Raw genomic sequence first — 24,456 nt, forward strand, 5'->3', positions numbered from 1 at the left:
GTAACTGTAATGCGAGATAGGAAAGCAGCAGCACTTTCTGTTTGATAAATTAATAGTAATAATTACGAATAATGAAATTAGTAAATCATTTATGTGGAAAAATGTCAAGGAAGGTGGAGCCAATCAGTCAAAAGGACTTGCGTAAACTTTACGCAAGTCCTCTGGGGGTCATCTGTCATGATGTAATTGCCTCAGCCTTTGACGGCCCCGGCCACTACACCTTTAACAATGTATTTTTGCAGAAAGATAAATACGATAATGGAGGGCAGTACAGCCATTACCATTGCGGTCATAGCATATTGCCAGTCTGATGTATATTGCCCAACGAAGGTATAGGCAGCCAGCGTAAGCGTTTTGGTGCTGGGTGAGCCGTTAACCATGAGCAGCGGAAGCAGAAAATCGTTCCATATCCACATCACGTCGATAATAACAATAGTAGCGGTGACCGATTTCAGCAAGGGAAAGATGACGGAAAAGAAAAGCCGAAAGCCTGAGGCTCCGTCGATCTTGGCGCTTTCGTCAATCTCGACCGGAATGCCTTTCACAAAGCCGTGATAGATAAACACTGCCAGTGGGGCTCCAAAACCCCAGTACAGCAGGCCAAGCCCCCAAGTGCTGTCTGCCAAATTCAAGTCTTTCGCCAGGCGCAAGACGGTCAGCATAATAGACTGAAATGGGATCAGCATCGGCATAATGCACAGCATGTAAATGGCGGAGCTCCACTTGCTTTTCGTCCGTGCCAGCTTATAGGCAGCGATGGAGGATATTAGCACAATGCCTGCCAGCCCGAGCACAGTAATAATCGTGTTATTCAGAAATAAGCGTGGATAGTCAATGAACTTCCATACATATACGTAGTTATCCAGCGAAAGCTGCTTAGGCAGCGCAATGACGTCGGTCATGACCTCAGCGAAGCTTTTGAACGAATTGTTAATGGCGAGAAACAGCGGGTACAAAAATAACAGCGACAATACAATCATGCCCGCTTCCAGCAAAATACGTCCCGTACGGCTGCGTTGCATCAGGCTTCAACCTCCCTGCGTTTGAAAATAGACAATTGAATAATCGTAATGACCAGCACTGCAACGAATAAAATCAAGGCTTTGGCTGTTCCGTAGCCATACAGATTGTTCTGGAACGTGTCTCGGTAAATATCATACGCAATGCTGTATGTCGTACCTCCTGGCCCACCGCCAGTCAGAGATAAAATGACGTCAAACACCTTGATCGAGTTGGTCAGTGCCATGAAGACCGAGATCGTAATCGAGGGCGCAAGCATCGGTAAAATAATACTGAAAAATCTCCGAATCGGTCCTGCCCCATCCACGATGGCAGCCTCTTTTAGATCTTCAGGTACAGATTGCAGGCCTGCGATATAAATGACCATGTAAAAGCCAATGGATTGCCAGATGGATACTGCCAGAATGGAAATAAACGCGAGCCCTTCCTCGCCTAGCCAACTGAGCTGGAAGATGCCCCAGCCTGTACTGTGTCCCAGTGACTCAAAGCCTTGCATAAAGATGAATTTCCATATAAAGCCGACAATGACGAGGCTGAGGATATAAGGAATAAAGAAAGCCGCGCGCAGCCAGGCTGAGCTTTTGAGCTTCATGTCGAGGACGAGCGCCAGCAAAATGGCCAGCACGTTTACCAATACAATGTACAGAATGGCATATTTGATCGTAAACCAGGCTGCATGTGCAAAGTTAGCGTCTCCGAGCAGGATTTGCTTGAAGTTATCTAGACCTACGAATTTCGGATGTTTGGATATGCCGTTCCACTTGGTCAGGGAATAGCGTATCGTCATCAAAAACGGAATATAAAATGCAATTGTAATGCACAAAATTACGGGCAGTGTGAATAAACCAAATTCCAGCTTACTGCCCTTGTCGCCCCATGTTCCCCTTTTTTTCAGCATAACGCACCTCTTTTTCTCAGCATTTTCCGGTCTTTCGCTCCAAGCTGTTTAAGATATAATGAAAGTATAGGATAGCCCCTAGGGCCGGACCAATGGATTTAAGAAAACAGTTGAGGGTAAAAATGTGTACGCTTTCAAAAGGGGCGGTTATCATGATGTCAGGGCATGTAGGAACAATCCTTCGATCCATGTGGAGGCGGATTACGCAAAAATTAGTGAACAAGCTCATTCTGCTTTTTACCTCGGTGATTATTCTGGTGGTGGGCTCACTCACGATTATTTCCTATCAGATGATTGAAAAGGAGTCGGTCAATCATAGCATCGCCAGCACGACGAATAATCTGCTGCTGGTCAATCAGAATTTGGAGGATTACTTGGAGGGAATGCAGCAGTTGGCCCTTCCGCAGCTTCGCTATAACGATATCATGAACGCGATTGCCAATGAGAACCGGGACTACGCTGCACGAATGGTCATTGAAAATTACTTGCGCAACATGTTCTATTCCCGCAATGATCTGGAAGCGATTTATCTGTATGTGGCGGACCGGCATCAATACTACGTGGTGACTAGGGAAACGTACAATATTACAGTACGCAAAGGAATAAACACGGATATTCCCAAGCTTCCCTGGTATAAAGAGGCGATGGACAGTACCGCTAACGAATCTTTTCAATCCTTTGTGGAGTCCCGCTCTGATATGGGCTATGTGGCGCCACAAGCCAGCTTTATGGCTTACCATCGAGTGCTGAGATCGATTGCATCCCGTCACCCGCAGGCAGTGTTGTCCTTTTATTACAACACGAGTGCCGTAGATGAAATCATGCGAAATATTCCACTGGGTAAAGGGGATCAACTGATGCTAATTAGCCCCAAGCGGGTTCCCTTTTATGTGAACAGCCTTCCGCTGTATGAACGAATGCGTGATTCTGGCGTATTGGCCCAGATCGGAGAGGGAGGAAGCGGGCGAGTAACGTGGTCAGACAGCAACAGCAACCAGGAGTATTTGGTCGTGTATGATGCAGGTGAAAAGGATGGGTGGCAGCTCATCAAGCCGATTCCATATCGCCAAATTTATGAGGCAGCTACGACCACACGGAATTGGAGTTATGTCATCGGGGCTTTATTTTTAGGTGTGTCTATTATTTTGGTGACCCTGACCTCGAACGCCATTACCCGACCTTTACATAAGCTATCTACCCAGATGAAACGGTTCAGCACCGGAGATTTTGAGGCAAGGGCTCCTGTGAAGGGGCATGACGAGATTGCATATTTGTCGCTGCACTTTAACGAAATGGTCCAAAGAACCGAAGAACTTATTAATGAGCGCTATCGCATGAAGCTGGTCGAAAAGAATGCCATACTCAAGGCGCTGGAGGCTGAGATTAATCCCCATTTTCTGTACAATGCCCTACAAGCCATATCTACACAGGCATTAAAGCGGAAGATGTTCGATATGGCGGATATGGTGGATGCATTGGCCCAAACTTTGCGGTATTCCATCAACGGCAAGGATATCGTAGCTGCCCGCGAGGAGCTCAAGCATATTGAACGATATATAGGTCTGCAAAAGGCAAGATTCGGGGCGAGACTTCAGGTCGAAGTGGTATGGGAGGACACGCTGATGGAGCTGCCAATTCCGAGATTATCCGTGCAAACGTTGGTAGAAAACTCTATCAAGCATGCATTAGAAAAAGTATCAAGTGACATTCTGATCGTCATTTCAGCCGAATCGGGTGCTACAGACGCTACAATTTCAGTCAGGGACAACGGACCCGGAATTTCAGAGGACAAGCTGAAAATAGTGTTGGATTCGTTCCACGAAAAATGGGAAGAGCGGGAGAGCGAGCATATTGGCTTGAAGAATTTGAACACACGGTTGAAGCTTTTGTATGGAGATCAGGCAGGATTATTCATACTTACGGATGAAACGGGCACGGAAATGAGAATGCAAATTCCCCGGGGAGGAGTCGACCATGTATAACGTATTGATTATTGACGATGAAGAACCGTTACGAGAGGCCATTCGTATTGTTGGAGACTGGGATCGTCTGGGCATCGAACATATTTATGAGGCGACGAATGGAAGGTTGGGGATGGAACTGCTCGGTCAGCATCCTATCGATGTGGTGATGGTGGATATGAAAATGCCGGAGATGAACGGCATTGAATTTCTTCGTGTGATCGAAAAGGCATATCCCCATCTGCTGACCATTGTCATTAGTGGCTACAACGACTTTGAATTTACGCGACAAGCGATTCAATCACGGGTAGTAGATTATCTGCTCAAGCCTATCAACCGCCAGGATCTGAATCAGGCCCTGCGCAAGGCGGTGGACATTCTGGAAAGCCGCAAGCAAAGCCAAGACGAATTCATCAACCAGAGCATCACGCTGAATATGTCACTACCGAAGCTGAAAGAGAAGCTGTATGTATCCATTTTGGATGGCAGCTTTAAAAGGCAGGCCAATACGTCGTTGCTCCCACTAATTGGAGCCGATCGGGCGGAGAACCGCTTTGGGGTGATCGTGCTGCGGTTACTGAACAGGGATGAGATTCGCAGGACTCGTTTTCATGGCGATGTCGATCTGATGGACTTTGCCGTAACTAATGTATTAGCGCAGACATCAGATGAACGGTTGCATTGCTTTAGCTTCCCCCATCCGCGAAGAGAGCGTGAGGTCGTTTCGATCTGTACCCTGGCCCCAGGACAAGAAGAACATATGTCCCTCCAGTTGGCACAAGTGGCACAGAAGGCGGTTGCGAACCTGCATGGGCTGTTCAGTATGGTGGTAGCAGCCGGAGTGGGCAAGCTCTGTTCAGATGTAGTGGAGCTGGCTTCTGCGTATAGGGATGCCAAGAGGTTCATTCACAATACAGATGTGTTGAAGCTGGAAGGGGAATCTATTCTCCATACGGTACCCCGGAAAATGGGGACGTCAGAGGAAATGCCATGGACGGATCGGCTGTTGTCGATCCAAAAGGATGCTCAGACCGGCCAGGCCAACCGAGCAAAGGTACTGCTGGGCGATCTGTTGAAACAATTGGCAGCGAGCTCTGTTTTTCGTTTGCAGGATGCGGATCGATTGCTGCGGGAGTTCCATTTTTTATTGAGAGAAGCAGCGATTGAGCTGGGTACGCCTATGTCCGCGTCTAATCAGGAGGGAACTTTGGGGGAATTGGGTCGTGTGATTGAAGGTGAGCTATCTGCTGATTTTGTGAGCTTTGCCGACTACAGCCAGAGACTATACCAGATACTGGAGCTCTACATTGCCGGGGTCCAACATGCACAGGCGGGTAACCAACCCTTTGATATTACAGAGATCAAAAAATACATCGAGCGATACTATTTTGAAGATATCAAAATCTCGTTTTTTGCCGAAACCTATTTTTTGAGCCGGGAATATCTGATGAAGTTGTTCAAGCAGCAATTTGGTTACGGTATTCACGAATATGTACAGAAGGTCAGGATGGACAAGGCGAAGGAGCTACTGGGTGATTCCAGCCTGAAAATTCAGGAAATTTCCGATATGCTCGGTTATAAGGATAAAAACTATTTCAGCAAGGCTTTTCGCAATTATTATCAGGTGTCACCTTCAGAATATCGCGTGAGCCTGCAATAAACCACTTTTTTACCCTTAACGCTTCACTAATCTGCCTTTTTAAATGAGGCTATATTTTTTAGAATGAGCGCATGAACGTTGATCACAAACAGATGGGGGAGTATCCATGTTAAAGAAGATGATGGCGTTATCCGGCAGTTTGCTTTTGACGGTCGGTTTGTTGAGCGGATGTGGAAGTAGTGGTGGCACAGATGCGGCTAAAGAAAGCACTGGCGGCAAAGATGATTTGAAAACGGTTACAATAAACATGTTTACAGCCTCACCGGAGTATACCGATGCTTTTAACGCGTACATCGAGGAGTATAAAAAGGTCAAGCCTAATGTAAAGATCAATCTGGAGATCATGCAGGCAGACTACAACACCATTCTCAAGTCAAAAATAGCTTCAGGCAGTACACCGGATGTGTTCCAGACCACGGCCGGAGGCGACATCGACACCTATGCTGATTATAGCGCTGATCTGACCAATGAACCGCTGGCAGCAGCCATGACGGATGCCGTCCGGGCCAATATGAGTTCCAGTGACGGCAAAGTGCTGGGATTACCAGTCAAGGGGAACCTGTTTGCTTTGATTTACAATAAAGATTTGCTTACCAAGGCTGGAATAACCTCTCCGCCGAAGACGATTGCCGAGATGCAGGATGCTGTTACCAAGCTAGAGGCGAAGGGCATTACTCCATTTGCTAATGCATATAAAGAGTGGTGGGTATGGAAGCATATCTTCCAACACTATGTAGATGCTGCTGCGCAGGATGCCGGGGTAGAGCCAAAGCAGCTCGTTGATGATTTTATTGCAGGTAAAGCAAAAATCAAGGACTATCCAGTGCTCTACAACAACTTCTTTAGCTTCATTGATCTGACGGTGAAACATGGTACAGATAAGCCGCTGGAACGGGACAGCAATGCGGGAGTAAGTGATTTTGCATCTGGAAAAGCTGCATTTATGACGGGTAAAGGTGCGTGGGATGAGGAAGCGATCAAGAAAATTAACCCTGATCTCAAGATTGGCATCATGGGATATCCGGTGAGTGACAAAGCGGACCAATCGGTCATCATTACCGGTGCGGATCAGGCGCTACGTATCAACAAGGACTCCGAAGTATCCAAAGAAACGATTGAATTCTTCAACTGGCTGTACACTTCGGAATACGGTAAGAACTGGTTCTCCCAGGTAGCGAAGGTGATTCCTCCAATTAAGGATGCACCGCTTCCTGATCTGGAAATGCCTAAGGAAATGGATAGCATTTTGAAAACATCCAAGTCCGGTGATCTGTCTGTCAACTACTCGCTGGATACATTCCACCAAAAATTTGGTGAGCTGATGCAGGCTTATATCAGTGGTAACATGAACAAGGATCAGGCGGTTGCAGAGATTGAGAAGGCATGGGTCCAATTAGGCTCAGCGCAATAAAACTGGTTTCGCAGAGGCGCCCGTAAGGGCGTCTTTTTGTGTTATGGCTAAGAGCCGGGAAAAGTGTAGACAAAAAAATATTTAATAATATTTAAATATTTACTTGCAAAAAGTTATTGAGTTGTGGATAATAGATTGTGTGCAATATATCTACAACCTTACGATATACATAATGACTGCAAGGTACAAATACGAAGGGATACCCCGGTTGGGGGAATCTCTTTATTTCGTTTGGACTGTGCCGATTATGCTTATAATAGACCGTGTAATTTGGAACGCATTTTTAGTTATGTGGTAGAGATGAAAAAGGAGATGAGCGTTTTGAAGACTTCGTTGTTTACACCGTACACACTCAAAGATTTGGAGTTAAAAAATCGTGTGGTCATGGCCCCAATGTGCCAATACTCGGTGACAGCCAAGGACGGAATTCCGAATGATTGGCATCATGTCCACTACCTAAGCCGGGCAATTGGAGGCACGGGTCTGATTATTATAGAAATGACGGACGTGGAAGCGGATGGGCGGATTACGGATTACGATCTGGGGCTTTGGTCAGATGAACATATTCCGGCGTATAAAAAGCTGGTTGACGGTATTCATGCGCACGGGGCCAAGGTTGGCATTCAGATTGCTCATGCAGGCCGTAAAGCTGAGGATGCAGCAGAGCCGGTGGCTCCTTCGGCCATTGCATACCCGGATGCAAATTATAAACAGCCGCGCGCACTGACCACAGAGGAAGTCCGTGGTATGGTACAAAAATTCGGAGACGCTGCCCGCCGGGCGGTTCAAGCAGGCGTGGATACAATCGAGCTTCACGGTGCACACGGTTACCTGATTCACCAATTCCACTCGCCAGTTACGAACAAACGGGATGACGAGTATGGTAAGGATTTATCCCGTTTCGGGGTAGAAGTCGTTCAGGCTGTGCGTAAGCAAATGCCTGCGGGTATGCCGTTAATCTTCCGCATCAGCGCGGTGGAATACGTAGATGGTGGATACGATGTGGATCATGCTATTGAACTGAGCCGCGCATATCAGGCTGCAGGCGTAGATATGATCCATGTCAGCTCGGGCGGAGAAGGCCCGGCTGGAGCCAGAAAACCAGGCAACTACCCGGGCTATCAAGTGCCGTTTGCTCGCCAAATCGGCGAGGCGCTGAACATCCCAGTAATCGCCGTCGGCATACTGGATGACCCAGCCTTAGCGCAGTCTGTAATCGGCAATGAGGATGCCGATCTGGTCGCTGTAGGACGCGGATTGCTGCGCGACCCTTATTGGGCGATTCATGCAGCGGTGGCGCTGCGCGGCGAGAAGCCTTCCGTACCTGAACAATATCAACGTGGCTACTGAGGCCTAAGTATTCCCACGTTGTTTATATATAAACAGGCACCTGCAACGAAGTGTACGCTTCGTTGCAGGTGCCTGTTTTGTTTTTATGGGGATAATGATCGTAAATGAATAATAGTGATTACTTTTACATTTTGTGGATAGATAAATCTGTATACTGTATAATAGTTGTATTTGGTGTGTATAGGAGGATGAAAGAAATGCAGTATGTTATTGAAACGAAGGAACTCCGCAAACAGTTTGGGATGTCGATAGCTGTAGACGATATTTCCTTACATGTAGAACGGGGCAGCATCTACGGTTTTCTAGGTGAAAATGGAGCTGGCAAAACAACTACCATCCGCATGCTGATGAGGCTGATTGAGCCTACAAGTGGGGAGGTTTTTTTATTTGGCGAGCGGTTAGAGAAAAGCTATCCTTCTATCTTCTCAAAAATAGGTACGATTATCGAAACGCCTGGTTTATACGAAAATCTGAGTGCACGAGATAATCTGAGAATCTGCTGTACGTACATGGGGGTACAGGATGATGGGAGAATTGAACGAACCCTAACTACGGTGGGGTTAGAGCATACTGGAAAAAAGAAGTTCAAAGATTTTTCCCTGGGAATGAAACAGCGATTAGGGATTGCCAGGGCCCTTGTTCATGATCCTGAGTTGCTTATATTAGATGAGCCAACGAACGGGTTAGACCCGTCAGGAATTAAGGAAATTCGTCAGCTATTAAAGAAGTTGTGCGAGGAACAAGGGAAAACAATTCTTATTTCTAGCCATATTCTAAGCGAAATTCAACAATTAGCTACACACATCGGGATTATACATAATGGAAAACTGTTAGCGGAGAATCGTTTGAGTCGGTTAGAGGAAGGTTTTGAGCAATATACAGATGTAAAGGTAGACGATGCAAAAGCAGTACAAGCGTTTCTGTATGAGAACATGAAGCAACTTAAATCTGATTTGATATCCCCACAACAACTAAGAATTTCTAGTCCAATTGAAAATACAGCTATGTTAAATAGACAGTTAATAGATCGTCAGTTTTCAGTTTATGAGATACACACCACAAAGCAGACGCTAGAGGAGTACTTTTTGACTCTCATTTCAGGAGAGGGTGGGCGGCATGATTAGAGCAGAACTCATTAAGCTTAAAGGCTCTAAAGCCTTCTTGTTGAGCTATATTATATTGCTGGCTATTGTGCTGTTGGAATTCGCTCTAAGCGCTATTTTTTATAGATATTCAATTGATAGGCTCGGTTGGGTCTACTATTTTACAAATATTGATTTCTTAGTTAATATTGCAGCTGGATTTATTAGCTATTACATATTAACCGGTCATATTTTTGCGAGAGAGTACCAGGAAAATACGCATCTGTTTATGTTTACTACGCCTGTCACCAGGGTTAAATTTTATTTTAGTAAATTGATCATTATTTATGGGTTTATTATTGTGTCGCTATTTATCGTTCTATTTCTGTCTACAGTATTAGGCATGTTCATTACAAATCGGCCTTTAACGATGGCTATCTGGGTATATCAAATCCAGGTATTTGCCAAAATGTGCGTGATGCATGCGATGCTCATCCCGGTCGCCTCTTTTTTTGCTATACGCTGGAAAAGCATTATGGTGGTTGTACTCGTAGTTTGTACTGTTATATTTTTGAATTTTATGTACAAAAGTGAATGGTATCCGTGGATTGTACCCTATCTTTTGTCTCCCAATGAAGGAAGTGCGATCAGACACGTCAATACTCTTGTAGCGTGGTTGAGTTTATCCATAACCTTTCTTCTTGGATTGTTTCTGTCTATATGGACATATCAAAGAAAAGACTAATGGAGAATTTAAATTGAAAGGAGGGATACTATGCTTGCCCTGTTCAAAGCAGAATGCTTGAAGCTAAAAGGAACCAAAATTCTTTTTCTAAGTGTGTTTATTTTAATTGTAACCGTATTTTTAACTTTTAGTACTTTCGCTGTAAGTCCCAAGTTTTCCTTGGAGCGTAATGGATGGAATGATTACTTTATGGATTTGGTGTTTTCCATAAATTTTATAACGGGGTATATGAGCTACTACATTTTGACCTGCTATATCTATGCGAGAGAATACCAAGAGAAGACCCATATTGCTCTGTTTTCAAATCCTGTTCGACGGAGTCGCCTCTACTTCAGCAAGCTGCTTGTTATTTATATGTACATCGCTGTTAGTCTGTTGTTGACATTTGCGCTATCTGCCATATTGGGTATGTTTATTACGACCAGGCCATTAACCTTTGGAATCGTTATGTGTCAGCTTGGGATCTTCATCAAAATGGTTCTTATGCACGCTATGCTCATCCCGATGATCACATTTTTCGCCGTTCACTGGAAAAAATTTGTGCCCGCTATTATGGGAATGTGTACGGTCATGTGTTTAAACTTTGTTTTGGTTAATGCACCGGGGAATACTTTTTACCCATGGGCAGTACCGTTTTTATTTTCTCCGCATGGCACATTTGGTAGAACATTTACATATGTTCCTGGAGGAATCATCAGTATTTGCTTCATTTTTGTGCTAGGGCTTTTCTTGGCGTTGCGAAGTTATGTTCGTATAGAAAAATAAGTAGGGTATAGCAAAAAGAAATAGACCGCCCTGCTCAAGGGGAAAACGGTCTATTTCTTTAGATCGCCTTTGAACAGCCGACCGCTCTTCAAAGCGGCTGTTGCCAAGAGTAGGGATGTTACCAGCATCCTTGCTCTTTTTTAGCATATCCTTCTATAACTTATTTTAGCACATCTGAATAATCAATGTAACTGAATGTGACTGTTACTTGGTGAAAACTTTAACTTCCTTTGGAGCGAGAGTTACGGTGATCGAGCCGTTGTTAATCTGAACGGAGTCGTTGCTCAGTTGGTTAGTCAGGCGGGTTCCGTTGGACAGATTATCGAAGTTGCCAATCGTGCGGGTTTGACTATTCCAGGAGTTGTTGATAAATACAATGGCCTCGTCGCCATTTTTAGAGCGCTGGAAACTGTAAAAGGAGTCGTCCACCCATTTTTCCCTTTGGCTACCGTTTTGCAGAGCAGGGTGGTTGTTGCGCACATAGTTCAACTTAGCGATGTACTGATACAGGTCATGGTTGGCGTTGAAATTCATATTCTCCCGATTGGCGGGATCATCTCCGCCACTATAGCCTTGCTCAGTGCCTTGGTAGATAATTGGAATCCCGCGAGATGTCAGAGTAAAGCCCAAAGCGGCCTTGAGCTGTGGCCATTTGTCATAGTTAGCACCCGGCTTGCCAGATGCGTCATTCAGGAAACGTTTTACATCATGATTGTCGATAAATACACCGTTGGTCTGAGCATCGCGATAGTAACGATCATCGGAGTAGCGATCCTTGATTTTTCTCATGGATTGATCGTGTCCGAACACGTCCTTGATTGTATAATACATCGGAAAATCTAGTGCAGCATCAAGATACCGGGTGTAATCGCCCACATAAGCAGGGTCGCCATGGAAAATTTCACCCATGGTGAAGGTATTGGCAGCTTGGTCAAAATCCTTTAGAAAACCCTTCGGTACATGCTTGGCGGTATCCACCCGCAGCCCGTCGATACCTGTCTCATTAAGCAGCCATTTGATCCAGTTTTTAAGCTCGTTTGCGGTAGCAGGGTTTTCATGATTTAGGTCATCCAGTCCAGCTACATCACCATTTTCGATTTTCCATTGATTGTTGGAGTTATAGTCCCCGCCTGTAATGTCACCATTGTGATGATACCAGTCTGCTTTGTCAAAAGGAGCCTTGGCGAATCCGTTCCCCGGTTGGAAATCACCTGTGTGATTCACAACTACGTCCAGCATCACAGCAATATTTTTGTCATGTGCCTTGCGAACCAGCTCTTGGAGCTTGTCCATTGTTCCGAGATGCCCATCTACTGCATAAAAATCATACGTATGATAGCCGTGGTAAGCGTATTCACTCTTTTGCATCGTTACTGGAGTAATCCAGATCGCGGTAAACCCCATATTTTTAATGTAGTCGAGTTTGTTAATAATACCTTGAAAATCGCCACCATGCCACTTGCGCTGATCACTGTTGTTGGAATTGAAGCCACCGTAGTTATCATTGGATGGATCACCGTTGCTGAAACGATCTGTCATGATAAAATAAATGCTCTGTTTGCTCCAGTCTGTGCTGAGGGAGGTGGGCTTGGAGAGGGTACCCAGATCCATAGGGGTGAAGACGCCCGAAGGCGCCTCCGTTTGAGCTGTTACTTCAACTCCGTTAGAGTTGGGTGCGTAGGTAGAAGTGCTTACGTTTAAGGATACACCTGAAAGTTTTTCTGTTTGGATAGGTCCTGTAACTTCGTTGAGGTCGGTTGCGTAGGTGGAAGTCACTACGCTGAGGACACTCCCTGAAGGTGCCCCTGTTCGGATAGTTCCTGCGGCTCCGTTAGAGCCGGGTGTGTAGGTAGAAGTTCCAGTGCTGAAAAGGTAGTTTTTAGTGTTGTTGCTGTCCCAGTTGTTATTGCCGTCATTAAAAGCGGCTTCCAATTGGGAGGCAGAACCGATATCGACGGTAATTTTAGCATAGCCGCTAATCTCGGCGTCCTGCATTTTCACGCCAGGCACAGCAGTCCAGTTACCGCCAGCCGGGCGGTAGTGAATGTAAGGCGAGTTGAAGCCTTTTTTGTAGTATATCGTTACTTTGTTGCCTGTACCGCCATTATTGTCAGGCTTGGCTTTGCTGATGATATATTGTTTGAATCCACTCAACTCACCGGTTGGTGAGCCGTCATTGTTGACGAGATTGTTGATGCGCAATAACGTAAACCCATGATAACCGAACTTCGTGATTTTCTCCTCGATTTTTTGGAAGCCGCTGCCGCCTGTCGGAAGTGCATTTTCACCATTCAGGCGAACACCCTTGGCATTCGCGATGGAGGAGACGGTATCAACCAAGGTGGACGGCAACGAATAATTCGGTGCTGTGCCACTGTCACTCATCTCCAGGCAAGTAAATGTCAAGTCTAGATCGGCATCCTTGAACTTCTGAATGAGACGGTTGTAATCATAATATCCACCTGCTTGTTCTGTGCTGTGCGGCATGGCAGGATTGTTCATCTGCCAGTGCAGACCGGAAATTTTGGCCCCAATCCGGACACCAAACACAGAATCGAAGTTCTTGTGGGCAGCTGCTCCGATGACACCTAGATGCTTCTCAAGCACACTTTGGTACCACGACAGAAAATCCTTTCCATACGCGGAATTATACCCGCCGTTCGTGTAAAATCCATCCCCGTCGGTCGGTGGATTGATTTGGCTAAGGCTGGTAAGCTTGGTGCCCCAAGCAGTATTAATCTTGTCCAATGATCCGTACTTGTCATTCATAGCTGTACGGAATGCATTTTTGGCTGTTTCAGTATAGGCTTGGAACTTGCCCCGTCCCGGGTAACTCCAGCCCGCTGCCGGGTAGTAGGACGGATAGCGCAATTCCCCGGAAGGACCGCCGCTTAAATAAATTTTGGGAATGATACTTTTATACCCGGCAAAGTTTTGAGCGAATGAGGCATACAACTCGTCATATTGTTTGCCAGTCCCGCTCCACAATGGGGAAAGGGCTTCGTTATTGGCATAGCCGCTTTCGTCCTTGAACTGCATTTCATCTGCACTACCCTTGCTTGACAGCCAGCTTGGCAGTGGGATGTTGCAATCATCTCCCACATTTCCTCCACACTTATGCGTAGAGATAATAGGAACCCACTTCAGTCCCGCTTCTTTCACGGCATCTGCATAGGTTTTGTAGTAGCTCCAATCGAACTGGTTATCTCCTGCACTTTCTACATAGCCCCACCAGACGTCGGTAGTGATGGCATACACGCCATTGTTTTTCAACGTTTGCAGTTGCTTTTTGAAGGAACCCCAGTCGTTGATTTTCGCCAGTGGTCCCATAACGGAAGCCTGAAAATCATCTGCAACCGCGGCGCTCGCCGTATTAGAGGGTGAGCCAATGAAGGCGGTCAGAGACAGCACAAGGCTTAGTAGAAGCATACACCCTTTTTTCCATAGACTTCGATACAAGGTCAAACCGATCATCCTCCCCAAAGCATAGTCTAATTCGACAACATTTTGTAAACGTCTACAAAAATAGTATAGAGCAAGCGGTTGCATAAAAAGAAGAATTTATTGCACACTCAAGGTGGACAAATATGACATTTTGCGTTAGCAACCGTGTGCTTAAATTAGACCAGGAAAAAAAAGACACAGGTCTGAATAAGACGCGTGTCTTTTATAGATAGTAAATTCCCGCAATAAAATAAGGGAAAGAAAACCCCAGTGTGTATGCAAGTATTGCATGAGACAACCTTCTTAATAGATAGGGCGATTTTTTTCGTCGGGAATACCACATTTACGATAAAAATACGTATTGATTCGATCCCGCCATTCCTTGGCGTGCTCAGCCTGATGCTCTAGTCGCGCCAGCACCTGTTCATACACCCTTTCATTTAGTTGCTCATGCAGGCTAACCCATGTGTCTCGGAGATGGGCTGCACGTTCTGCACCTTCAAAATGAGTATCATAAATATGCTGTATGACCGTTTGGCCAGAGTGGAGCATGTGCGTATAAGGGACGTGGTGAAAAAATAAGAGCAGCTCGTCTGGGCAGGTGTCTATAGATTCGTAGATCTCGGCAACAGGAGGAAAATATTGTCCTGCATAGCCTGTTCCCGTCGCAGTCGTGCGATCTACCCCGATCCCCCAGCAATCGGCAAAATGGTAGGTGCCCCACATTGAATATTCATATCCATCTACATCTGGCCCATAGTGGTGATTGGGACTAACCATCCAGCCGACCCCGAGAGGAGCAGTGTAGGACTCGTAGATATTCCATGAATCGAGCAGCATTTGCTTAATGGTAGGAATCAACTCGGTATCATCGGCATCCTTACCTTGGCCGCTGAATGTCAGCCGAACCCATTCATCCGCGATTTCATCTGCAGATAGATCCGGGTCCCAAGCCAATCGGCCGTAGCCATAAAGGTTGGATTGGGCGAGCAAATGTCCGGTCCAATTGGTGTCTGCACCAATATTAGAAACAGCGGCTAATCCAAAGTTCGTGGGTTTAGGAATATGATTGGTTGACTCTTCCTGGAGGCTACCGCTGTTTGCATGGACAATAGCCTTCCCACGATGGGAGTTGGAATTGCTGCTGTTATGCAAAGCGCCACTTACGATGCGTTTGATGGTAGAGCCTTTTCCCTGTGCATAGGTGTCAAAATCGAGCACTTCTTTCCATTGCGGAACCAGGTAGCATAGATGCTTTTGTTGTCCGGTATACTCCTGCGCAATTTGAAATTCCAGCAGTACCTGAGTGGCTTCCAGCGCGCCGAACAGGGGGGAGACAGGCTCGCGAACTTGAAAATCCATAGGGCCATTTTTAATCTGTAAAATGACATTATCCCGGAACAATCCATCCAGCGGTTTGAAATGGTCGAAGGCTGCGCGAGCCCGATCCGTGTTGCGGTCACGCCAGTCCTGTTTGCAGTCGTAGACAAAGCAACGCCAAATCACACGTCCACCATAGGGCCGTAGTGCATCCGCCAGCATGTTGGCTCCATCGGCGTGATGGCGCCCATAGCTGAAGGGACCGGGCCGATTTTCAGAATCGGCCTTGACCACAAAACCACCCAGATCAGGAACGGCTGCGTAAACCTCCTGTGCTTTGGTCTGCCACCATTCAGCTACACCGGGATCTAGAGGATCGGCTGTGGTTAATCCACCGAGCTGAATCGGGCTGGCATAGTTAATGCTCAAGTAGATTTGGATACCATAGGCGCGAAATACGGCTGCTACTTTGGCTACATCAGGTAAAAACCGATCTGTGATCAGCTCAGTTTCTACCTGATGGACATTCACATTGTTAATGGATAACGCCTGAATGCCTACAGAAGCGAGTAGACGGGCATAGTCTCGAAGGCGCTCCATATTTGTAGTAAAGGTATTATGGTTGTAGAAAATAGATGCCCCGGCATATCCACGTTCAACACTACCATCCATGTTATCCCAGTGATTAATCATGCGAATGGGATTAGCTGGATTGGAAAATAGGTCTAAAACGGGAGCATGTAGTGATCCTTTGGCAGTGGGCTTCAGATTGCCGTCTAGTCCTCCTTGCAGGTAGCGCAGCAAATGAAAGACTCCGTACAATACTCCTTTTGACGTCTGCCCCGCAACTATAAGGCACTGTCCTTTGATATCATCGTGATCTTGCCCAGTTAAACCTGCAAGCTCCGGCACCTCTACTCCGCGAATTCGGTAGCCTTCTGCGCTCACTTCTGCCTGTTCTTCTGCACTAAACCGTTCTGCGACATATGGCTGCTTCGGGAACGTACCCAGCGCAACGAATGGTACATGGACAGGAGCGGTACTTATCTTCGGCTGCTGTCCGAACATGGCAGCCAATCCTTGCCGAAGCTCACTCGCAGCCGTCTGAAGCACTTCATCATCTGTTTCATGAACTACGATGACTCTGCACCAAGCAGGCATCTTTTCTACAAATTGGTCGCGGTGATAGTGCAGCCAAGCGTCATAGCCGCTCCCTTTGGGCATATCCATACGCTTGCTCATATTATTTGGGCCTCCTTTGGACGAGTGAGGGTTCGTTCGTCTCAGGCATGCTGCTTCTCATCTTGACTCATATGCTGAGGGAGGGTCAGCCGATTCCCTTTGCCTTCATACAGCCACAAAATAGCGGTAACCCCGCGTGGGTAATATTTGCTGCCGTGGGCAATACCGGAGAGCATTTGGTCGCTCCAGCACCAATAGGATTCTTCAGGATGGAGGAGCCATGAGACATGGGCTGCGTCAGCCGCCTGCCCCGTTTCCTGCCAAGGCAGCTCCAGCAGCTCACGAGCAATAAACTGTGACAGATAGATTTTGCTCAACCAGGAGTTGTTACTGGTCGAGGATAGCTTCCAGCCTCCGTCTTCAAATAGACAAACTCCTGGTACCAGTACGGTTTGCAAATGGCGTCGAAGTGCCTGGATATATCCACCGAACCGCCCATCAGGTTTAAGCGCATCTTCACATCCTGTAAAATAAGGGAAGATCAATCCCTCAATGGCAGGAATAATCTGTGAGTCGTTGCCTTCCTTAATGACTGCAGGAATATAGCCTTTGTCTGTCATGTGAGCGGTGATCGACGCTGCGCATTTGTCTGCCTGTGAGCCAGCTTCCTGTGAAAGGGAGTTAAGCCCCTTTGAGGCAAATATCTTTTCCAGCGCAACATATACCGCCCAGCATTTGCTGCCTAAATAAATGTTATTGCGAGACTGACCCAAGGATACATCTAGACTATCGTAAGTCGTAATTTCTGCACCTCCCTGGGTTCTTGAGCTGTCCAGGCCCATTAAGCCGTTTCGTTGGGCCGGATCTGGATGATCCCGCCGCAGCATGCTTTCGAAGCAGTCGCACAAGACAGGCAGCATACGTGCCGTAAATGACTGATCCTGTGTCTGCTCGATATATACCGTGGCGCAGCAAAGCCAGTTAACCAATTCCTCGTGGCTCATGTAAGAGAAACAGTCGTCAATCCCTGCCAGCTCATAGCAGGAGTACCCCTGCCGGGAGAATACATTGGCCACGCCCATATCATGGGTAAACGTGATCCCCCCCGGATAGGTCTGTCCCTCTCCCGGGAAGCGTACCTCATCCCGATAGCTGTACCGTCGAACAAACCATTCCAGTTCGTTGCGTACCGTCCATGGGTTCAAAATCAATTCATAATAAAGCTGATCTGCCGTCAGATCGAGTGTATTCATCATCCGGTACTCACCTTCATTCACGATCCAGATCGGTTCGCCATCCTCTTGCTGACTAAGCAATTGGGTGCTGCCGTAATAGCTGTGGATCGCCTGAGCGAGCATAAACTCCTGGTCTGGACTCAGGCTGGCTGATTCGATCCAGTCATTCCCCTGAACACAGGCTGCGGTCAGGTCGTCAAAATGCTTCAACGCATAGCTTCCCACGTCTTCAATATCCTTGAACAGCCGGGTATAGTAATACGATGCTTCGATGCCTGTTGTCACAATGCCGCCGCGATAAAAGCATATGGCGAAGGCGTACGTGCGCTTCTCCCCTGCGGGAACGTCCATCAGGAGCGCACCCGTTGCACCTAAGCCAAAGGATAAGTTATCAGCCATGGTCTCCCCAAGTAGCTTCTCCATCGCAAATCCGCTGGCAGGTACCGCTTCGCTGCTGTTGGTCACAATAGCAGTGCTTCGTCCTTGGCCGATGCCTGTGAGTCTTTCCTCCAATGGAGAAGAATCCATAGCGTCCCTGCGTGGATCTTCTCCTATAATGCGTATGCCGCTATACGGGTCACTGCCCTGGTAGCCGAAAAAGGCTCTCCGTGCAGCAGCACCCTGTGTATTATCGATCGTTAGCTCAGCAAATACTGCCGGAACCAACGCTGCCCGCAGCTCATCTATGCCCGCAATTCCCGGCTCGGGCACCGGGCGAACGGGAGAGTACAGCCGGAATGTCAAATCGCCTGCCTGCCATGTATCGGTTCCTGCTTTTAGCTCACGGGTGATGTCCTGATCGACAAAGGCAACGAGCAGAGGCTCTGTTTTTTTATCCTTTTTCTCCACATCATAGCGGGTACTTTCATCCTGTATGGATGCAAAAAAGGGAAGCGCCTCATACGATCCTCCATCCCTGGATTGCAGCCCGATGTATACATTTTCATCAGCAGGCTTGCCCAGTTCCAGGCCGAGTCCGCCGCGATTACCCTTAAACCCAAGTGTAAAGCTGGAGAATGAACCGATAGGTGCATGCTGCGTGTTATAAAATATATTTTTCGACATATATTGAAACCCCTTTCATGATAAAATGTGGCTTTGGCTAACTTTAATTAGAGCCTAGCATGACATGTGCCGAGGAACCATTGTCAAATCGCTCAACTATTTATCCAAATCGCGCTGGAAACGATATACTGAAGTATATCGATGTAAGTAAGCTAGGAGGGAAAACATGTCGTCACCACGTTTACCAAAGCATCCCCATGATCCAAACCTTACGGTCGCCGGAGAGGAATTCTTTTTTCCCGATGTGCGGACTACGGTCAATCTGTTTGCCATTCATACACGAAGTGTCGGAAGAGAGTGGAGCTATCCGCCACATGAACATCCGCAATATGAAATTAACATCGTGCTTGCGGGAGAGCAGATCATGGTTGTGGATGGTCGCAGCTTCATCCAGCGACAAGGTGATCTGATACTTTTGCGCCCAGGAATTGTCCACTCCAGCCGTAGTAACGGAGAGGGGTTTACGTATTTTTGCATGCATTTCGACATTGATGATAAATTGTTTCTTTCGCTACTGAGCCGTTTGGAGCAAGTACTTTTTCCAGCGGATGGCACAGTAGCGAAGCAGATGGGACCAGCGCTAGGCAAGCTGCTGGATCTTTCTGCGCTTGAAGACAAAGGTATAGATGGTGATTCAGTGGCAAAGCGTATGCGGATTCAATCTGCTGTGTTCGAACTGTTCGCAACGTTGTGGGAGGCTGTATCCAGTGAAGCCGCTCATCTGCCGGGGCGTGGATATGTGCAGGCAGAGCTTGCCCATCAGATTGCCAGTCGTCTTCAGGGCAGGGTCAATCAGCCTTATAGACAGGCCGGCTCGTTGGGAAAACAGGATGGGATCGAGGGTATTTCATCCGAACTGGGTATTAGCGTATCTCATTGTAATCGTGTATTCCGTAGCGTTTTTGGCGTATCTCCGCGGGTGTATCTATCCGAGCTTGTCTTGCATGAGGCCAAGCTGCTGCTGGCTGATCCGCAATGGTCAGTGCAGCAAATTGCTGATTTGCTCGGCTATGGGGATATTGCACATTTTAGCAGGCAATTCAAACGCTGGTCCGGTCAGTCGCCGACATCCTATCGCAAGAATATAGCCCTTGAAAGTTCACCCGAATAAAAATATATATGCTTATAAAATAGTTATGATACAATCCTTATAAAGGAGATGATAATAGTATGAATTTACATAATCAACGTGTTGTCGTGATTGGCGGCAGTGCAGGGATAGGGCTGGCAACAGCCATAGAAGCAGCAAAGCAAGGAGCGAGTATCGTAATCGCTGGCCGTTCTGCAGAAAAGCTGGAGCAGGCGAAGAAGGTCATTCCTACAGAAGCGGTGGAGACCTTTCAATTGAACAATCAAAAGGAAGAGGAAGTACAGGCGTTTTTTGAAAAGGTCGGCGCATTCGATCATTTGTTTACTCCGGGTGCGAGCTATACACGTGGTCCGATCACCATAGATACGGAAAAGGCGAAGACTCCATTCGAGGGAAAATTCTGGCCGCAGTATTTTGCTGCCAAGCATGCGGTACCGCATATCTCCAAGGATGGCTCAATCGTTCTCATGTCTGGAGCCTTCAGTCAACGGCCGATGGGATTTGGTGCTACATATGGAGCGGCTAACGGCGCGATTGAAAGTTTGGGCAAGGCGTTGGCGGTGGAGTTGGCTCCAGTACGGGTCAATGTGGTGTCTCCCGGCACGATCTGGCGGGACGGCCCCGAGGGGGAGCAGCGGGCGCAGGCTTTTGAGGAATACAAGGAAGTAACCTTGCTACGGCGAGTGGGGTATAATGAGGAAATCGCACATACGGTGTTGTACCTGATGACTAACAAGTTCACCACCGGAAGCGTGCTATTCCCGGATGGCGGTTATACGCTGATCTAATTTGTCTGGAAGCCAACGTGTACACGTCCACCAGTCCAATACACGCTTACAATGTGTTGGACTGGTTTCTTTTTACTCTATAAATCAATTAAGATCTTGTGTTTAAGGAGATGTAGTGAATGGATCAAGTGGATTATAAAATTCTACAGATACTGCAAAATCAGGCCCGCATGCCCACAACTAATATTGGGGGAAATTGGGTAATGTGGTATGCTTTTAGTTGAGGTATACATTCTTGTGATATGCAAGCTATTTGCATAGTCATATTCCGTAGAATTTCAAGTTTCAATGAGTTTCATAAATTCGTTTCTACCTGAAAAAGGAGATATCACATGTTGAAAAGAGCAGTTAATACTATACTATTTGCGGTGATTTGCTTTGTAACCGTAGATCAAGCAAATGCTGCACTTCCTAAATATCTGTACAATCTTGTCCTTACAGTAAACAATGTTGAAGTCACATCTGATGCAAATCCTTATATCGAACGAGCAACCAATACAACGTATGTCCCTATTCGATTTGTATCCGAGAGTTTGGGCGAGAGTGTAAGCTGGAATAGAGAGAAGCAGGAGGTTACAATCTTTTCTGAGCATGGCGAAATCGTACGTCTGACTATTGGCAGTAAAGTAGCTTATGTAAATGATATAGAAAAAATAATGCCTAATGCGCCTGTTATGCCAGTATCACCCAATCGTGTGATGGTGCCTCTCAGATGGGTTTCAGAGGTTATGGGCGCGACTGTAAATAGTACCCTAATAAATAAGACTATACATGTAAACATTATCAAGCCGCATCTAAGTAAAAGTTGACTTATTATGAAAGGCGACAACTCTGTATATGTTGCAAATATATGGTTGAATTTTAGCGAGGGAGGTTTTCTTCATTGAAGATTGCACTACGTAAGAAGTTGGCTTGTTTGATTGTTCTTGGAGGGGTTTTGACTGTAATTGCTACTGGTTTTGGAGGGGGTAAGGAACATTTTAAACTTCCCGATAAGCCCAAAGAGGCTGCTGTCTCTACCTTTTCAGAATATATGGACGCTTCTATGAATCGCGACTACGATAAGATGCTTTCACTGTCTGATGATTATCGTTTTAAAACAGAGAGGGCACGACTTAATTTTCTAAAAGCCCAAGGGACACCGATAGATTACCGTATCATGTCTGTGGATGATTCTGACCCTTCCAAGATTGTTGTTTCTTCGATAACGAAGTATAAGGATATAGAGTTACCTCCTATCAAGCATATTCTTGCTTTTGAAGAAGGAAAGTACAAGCTACAAATGAGGAATGTTGTGGTCAATATGATTCCTTCTTCACCTGACTATAAAACAGTCGAGTACGAGCCTGAGAAGGTAGATGATGCGCTAGAAGATCATTTTAATTGATATTAATTTTTTGATTTTTTAATCAAATGATCGATAGTGTATCCAATGAGATACCAGAAACCTATCGTAGTAAAGTATACAACGGCTATAGGGATATGTGCTTTTCGCACAAATTGAAAAGATTCATACATCCAAACCAACGGGCTAATCATAGCCAATAGTATATTATAGTCGTCGTACCCCGTAAGATTTACAACAATAACTATACAAGAGACTAGGACCAGCCAAAAGCGAAAGGACTTCATTGACTATACTCCATTCCTTTAAAAAAGAAGCCGCGAGACGATTATCAGCAGCCTGAGATCGTGGCGGCTTCTAGGGATTTTTTTTACTACACTTCTTTTACAGGACGTAACACTGCGTAGCCGTATCCCTCAGGGAAATGCCGTTGATAATCCTGCTTCGTTTCCTCATCCCATGTATATCCCATACTGCGTGGGTCAAAGCTCCAAGCTTTTTCCTCCACCACTCTCATAACATCTCCATTGTTTTTTAAATAATGGAAGGGCGGGTGGAAAAACACCAGGTAATCTGATTCGGGGATGTTTCGGCACTCCATACCTGCTGGGATCTCTCCATTGTAGTCAGCAGCAACCGGTATTCCATACAGATAGCCTTTCTGACCATTCTGATAGAACCAGCCTGCAGTTTGACCCAATTGTCCGGGAAGCTTGAGGTGAGACATACTTTCCAGGGTTCCGCAAATTTCATCACAATTATGGCCGTTTCTCCAGAAATCGCCGTAGTTTCGAGAAGAGATATCCCAGATTCCAATAAATTTGTGTGCTGGTATATGCTCAATTTTGACTTCGGCTTCTTGTAAATGCTCCTTAACCATCTTATTCCGCTCCTTCAAATGGTAATGATAAGGAGAGAATACCTCGGCGCGAATGGCTAATGGAATAGGACGGGGCTCCTTCCGGTATACAGCCGGAGTTACCTCGAACGCTTTTACAAATGCTCGTGTAAAAGCTTCCTGTGAAGAAAACCCGTACTTTACGGCAACATCGAGGATGCGGACATTGCTGTCCCGGAGTTCAAGGGCTGCACGACTAATCCTGCGCATCCATACATAATCCCTTAACGTCATTCCTGTTAGAGAATGAAACTGTTTTGTACAGTAGTAAGGGGAATAGCCTAACTGGTCGGACATTCTCAACAACGATGGTGCTGAAGTAAGATTATTATCAATCCAATCAATCATAAGCTGGACCATTTCGTTCCATTCGTACACGGGGGTTCCCTCCTTTCGACTCCATCTTAGCAGCCAGGATGCACGAATATTTGACCTGAGTTGCATGCACACTTTTATAACAATAAGTAAGGCGATATGAGAAAAGAATCTGACTATTCCATTCTTTCATTTGTAATAATATATGTAGGATGGTTATTTAACCTGAATATGTATATTGTATGACGTATGATCGGATGTTGAAAGTGGCCTTTTGATGAAAGTAACTATTCACACAAAAAGCCTACCTACCGGAACACCGGCAGGTAGGCTTTTATAACATAAACATTCACTTACTTTGCATTCTATGCAGTCTGTGCCTTTGCGTTGCAACTGCACCGACAACGTATCCTAATCAATCTTAGTTATTTTTGCGTTGACGGGCGCGAGCTTCGCCGCCTTTGCGGCCTGCTTCTTCCCTGCTCATTTTCCCGTCGCTATCACTTTGGTCCGAATTGCCACGGGCTTCACCGCCCTTGCGACCGATTTCCTGATAGAACTCCTTGCCATGGTTTTTGGAAGTGGCTTCGCCGCCTTTTTCACCAATCTCCTGATAGAAGTCCTTGCCATGACTTTTGGATGTGGCCTCGCCACCCTTTTCGCCGATCTCTTGGTAAAATTCTTTGTCGTGATTTTTAGCAGTAGCTTCTCCACCTAAACGTCCTGCCTCTTCGCGACTCATTTTGCCATTTTGGTTGTTGTTAGCCATGTTCAATCACTCCTCATCGAATTTTAGTAAAGCGTCTACGTGTATCTATTAACCTTCGTGTCAGGAATTAAACATGTCTATTTTATTTTTATATAGTGGGAAATTACTGGGGA

General features: G+C 46.2%; 19 protein-coding genes. 12 read left to right on the forward strand and 7 right to left on the reverse strand.

Features of this window, described 5'->3' with window-relative positions:
* Positions 1–191 precede the first annotated feature (191 nt).
* Entirely contained in the window at positions 192–1,022 is an 831-nt protein-coding gene (locus tag ACXHJ1_RS07810; RefSeq protein ID WP_013373701.1) for a carbohydrate ABC transporter permease, read from the reverse strand.
* Positions 1,022–1,918, reverse strand: coding sequence for a carbohydrate ABC transporter permease (locus ACXHJ1_RS07815; RefSeq protein WP_016822645.1), 897 nt, complete (start codon positions 1,916–1,918; stop codon positions 1,022–1,024). Before ACXHJ1_RS07815 ends, ACXHJ1_RS07810 begins: the two co-directional genes overlap by 1 nt.
* A 122-nt stretch (positions 1,919–2,040) precedes the next feature.
* Between ACXHJ1_RS07815 and ACXHJ1_RS07820 the strand changes: the two genes are divergently transcribed.
* The 7 genes from ACXHJ1_RS07820 to ACXHJ1_RS07850 all read left to right on the forward strand — a co-directional run bounded on the left by ACXHJ1_RS07820 (position 2,041) and on the right by ACXHJ1_RS07850 (position 10,892).
* Positions 2,041–3,900: a cache domain-containing sensor histidine kinase gene (locus ACXHJ1_RS07820; RefSeq protein WP_457906172.1), complete on the forward strand. Its 1,860-nt coding sequence runs from the start codon at positions 2,041–2,043 to the stop codon at positions 3,898–3,900.
* A complete protein-coding gene (locus ACXHJ1_RS07825; RefSeq protein ID WP_457905890.1) occupies positions 3,893–5,539 on the forward strand; it encodes a response regulator transcription factor in 1,647 nt (548 codons plus the stop codon). Before ACXHJ1_RS07820 ends, ACXHJ1_RS07825 begins: the two co-directional genes overlap by 8 nt.
* A gap of 106 nt (positions 5,540–5,645) precedes the next feature.
* A complete protein-coding gene (locus ACXHJ1_RS07830; protein WP_016822648.1) occupies positions 5,646–6,950 on the forward strand; it encodes an ABC transporter substrate-binding protein in 1,305 nt (434 codons plus the stop codon).
* 321 nt (positions 6,951–7,271) lie between these two features.
* The gene (locus tag ACXHJ1_RS07835; RefSeq protein ID WP_457905891.1) at positions 7,272–8,300 is read left to right on the forward strand and encodes an NADH:flavin oxidoreductase/NADH oxidase; all 1,029 of its coding nucleotides are present in this window, start codon (positions 7,272–7,274) and stop codon (positions 8,298–8,300) included.
* A gap of 197 nt (positions 8,301–8,497) precedes the next feature.
* On the forward strand, positions 8,498–9,424 hold the full coding sequence (locus ACXHJ1_RS07840; RefSeq protein ID WP_457905892.1) for an ABC transporter ATP-binding protein: 927 nt from the start codon (positions 8,498–8,500) through the stop codon (positions 9,422–9,424).
* On the forward strand, positions 9,417–10,127 hold the full coding sequence (locus ACXHJ1_RS07845; protein ID WP_457905893.1) for an ABC transporter permease: 711 nt from the start codon (positions 9,417–9,419) through the stop codon (positions 10,125–10,127). The genes ACXHJ1_RS07840 and ACXHJ1_RS07845 overlap by 8 nt, the downstream gene beginning before the upstream one ends.
* A gap of 30 nt (positions 10,128–10,157) precedes the next feature.
* Positions 10,158–10,892 carry an ABC transporter permease gene (locus ACXHJ1_RS07850; protein ID WP_457905894.1) on the forward strand — a complete coding sequence of 245 codons (735 nt, stop codon included), beginning with the start codon at positions 10,158–10,160 and terminating at the stop codon, positions 10,890–10,892.
* Positions 10,893–11,096: 204 nt separating this feature from the next.
* Here the strand turns inward: ACXHJ1_RS07850 and ACXHJ1_RS07855 are convergent, their stop codons facing one another.
* From ACXHJ1_RS07855 to ACXHJ1_RS07865, 3 genes are all read right to left on the reverse strand, one after another.
* Complete coding sequence (locus ACXHJ1_RS07855) at positions 11,097–14,357, reverse strand: family 14 glycosylhydrolase (RefSeq protein WP_457905895.1); 3,261 nt, start codon at positions 14,355–14,357, stop codon at positions 11,097–11,099.
* 282 nt (positions 14,358–14,639) lie between these two features.
* Positions 14,640–16,898: an alpha-glucuronidase family glycosyl hydrolase gene (locus ACXHJ1_RS07860; RefSeq protein WP_457905896.1), complete on the reverse strand. Its 2,259-nt coding sequence runs from the start codon at positions 16,896–16,898 to the stop codon at positions 14,640–14,642.
* Positions 16,899–16,939: 41 nt separating this feature from the next.
* Positions 16,940–19,138 carry a glycoside hydrolase family 52 protein gene (locus tag ACXHJ1_RS07865; protein ID WP_457905897.1) on the reverse strand — a complete coding sequence of 733 codons (2,199 nt, stop codon included), beginning with the start codon at positions 19,136–19,138 and terminating at the stop codon, positions 16,940–16,942.
* A gap of 166 nt (positions 19,139–19,304) precedes the next feature.
* Between ACXHJ1_RS07865 and ACXHJ1_RS07870 the strand changes: the two genes are divergently transcribed.
* From ACXHJ1_RS07870 to ACXHJ1_RS07890, 5 genes are all read left to right on the forward strand, one after another.
* Positions 19,305–20,249: an AraC family transcriptional regulator gene (locus ACXHJ1_RS07870; RefSeq protein WP_457905898.1), complete on the forward strand. Its 945-nt coding sequence runs from the start codon at positions 19,305–19,307 to the stop codon at positions 20,247–20,249.
* Between the two features lie 59 nt (positions 20,250–20,308).
* A complete protein-coding gene (locus ACXHJ1_RS07875) occupies positions 20,309–21,016 on the forward strand; it encodes an SDR family oxidoreductase (RefSeq protein WP_016822656.1) in 708 nt (235 codons plus the stop codon).
* A 119-nt stretch (positions 21,017–21,135) separates the two neighbouring features.
* On the forward strand, positions 21,136–21,240 hold the full coding sequence (locus ACXHJ1_RS07880) for an AsnC family protein (RefSeq protein ID WP_016822657.1): 105 nt from the start codon (positions 21,136–21,138) through the stop codon (positions 21,238–21,240).
* Positions 21,241–21,348: 108 nt separating this feature from the next.
* Positions 21,349–21,825: a copper amine oxidase N-terminal domain-containing protein gene (locus ACXHJ1_RS07885; protein ID WP_090889007.1), complete on the forward strand. Its 477-nt coding sequence runs from the start codon at positions 21,349–21,351 to the stop codon at positions 21,823–21,825.
* A gap of 74 nt (positions 21,826–21,899) precedes the next feature.
* Entirely contained in the window at positions 21,900–22,403 is a 504-nt protein-coding gene (locus tag ACXHJ1_RS07890; protein WP_457905899.1) for a hypothetical protein, read from the forward strand.
* A gap of 331 nt (positions 22,404–22,734) precedes the next feature.
* Here ACXHJ1_RS07890 and ACXHJ1_RS07895 read toward each other — a convergent pair whose 3' ends face one another.
* Together ACXHJ1_RS07895 and ACXHJ1_RS07900 are read right to left on the reverse strand one after the other, a co-directional pair.
* A complete protein-coding gene (locus ACXHJ1_RS07895) occupies positions 22,735–23,637 on the reverse strand; it encodes an AraC family transcriptional regulator (RefSeq protein ID WP_045244729.1) in 903 nt (300 codons plus the stop codon).
* Positions 23,638–23,995: 358 nt separating this feature from the next.
* The gene (locus ACXHJ1_RS07900; RefSeq protein ID WP_013373683.1) at positions 23,996–24,343 is read right to left on the reverse strand and encodes a KGG domain-containing protein; all 348 of its coding nucleotides are present in this window, start codon (positions 24,341–24,343) and stop codon (positions 23,996–23,998) included.
* Positions 24,344–24,456: the final 113 nt, after the last annotated feature.

The sequence above is a fragment of the Paenibacillus sp. ALE2 genome, assembly GCF_054113385.1.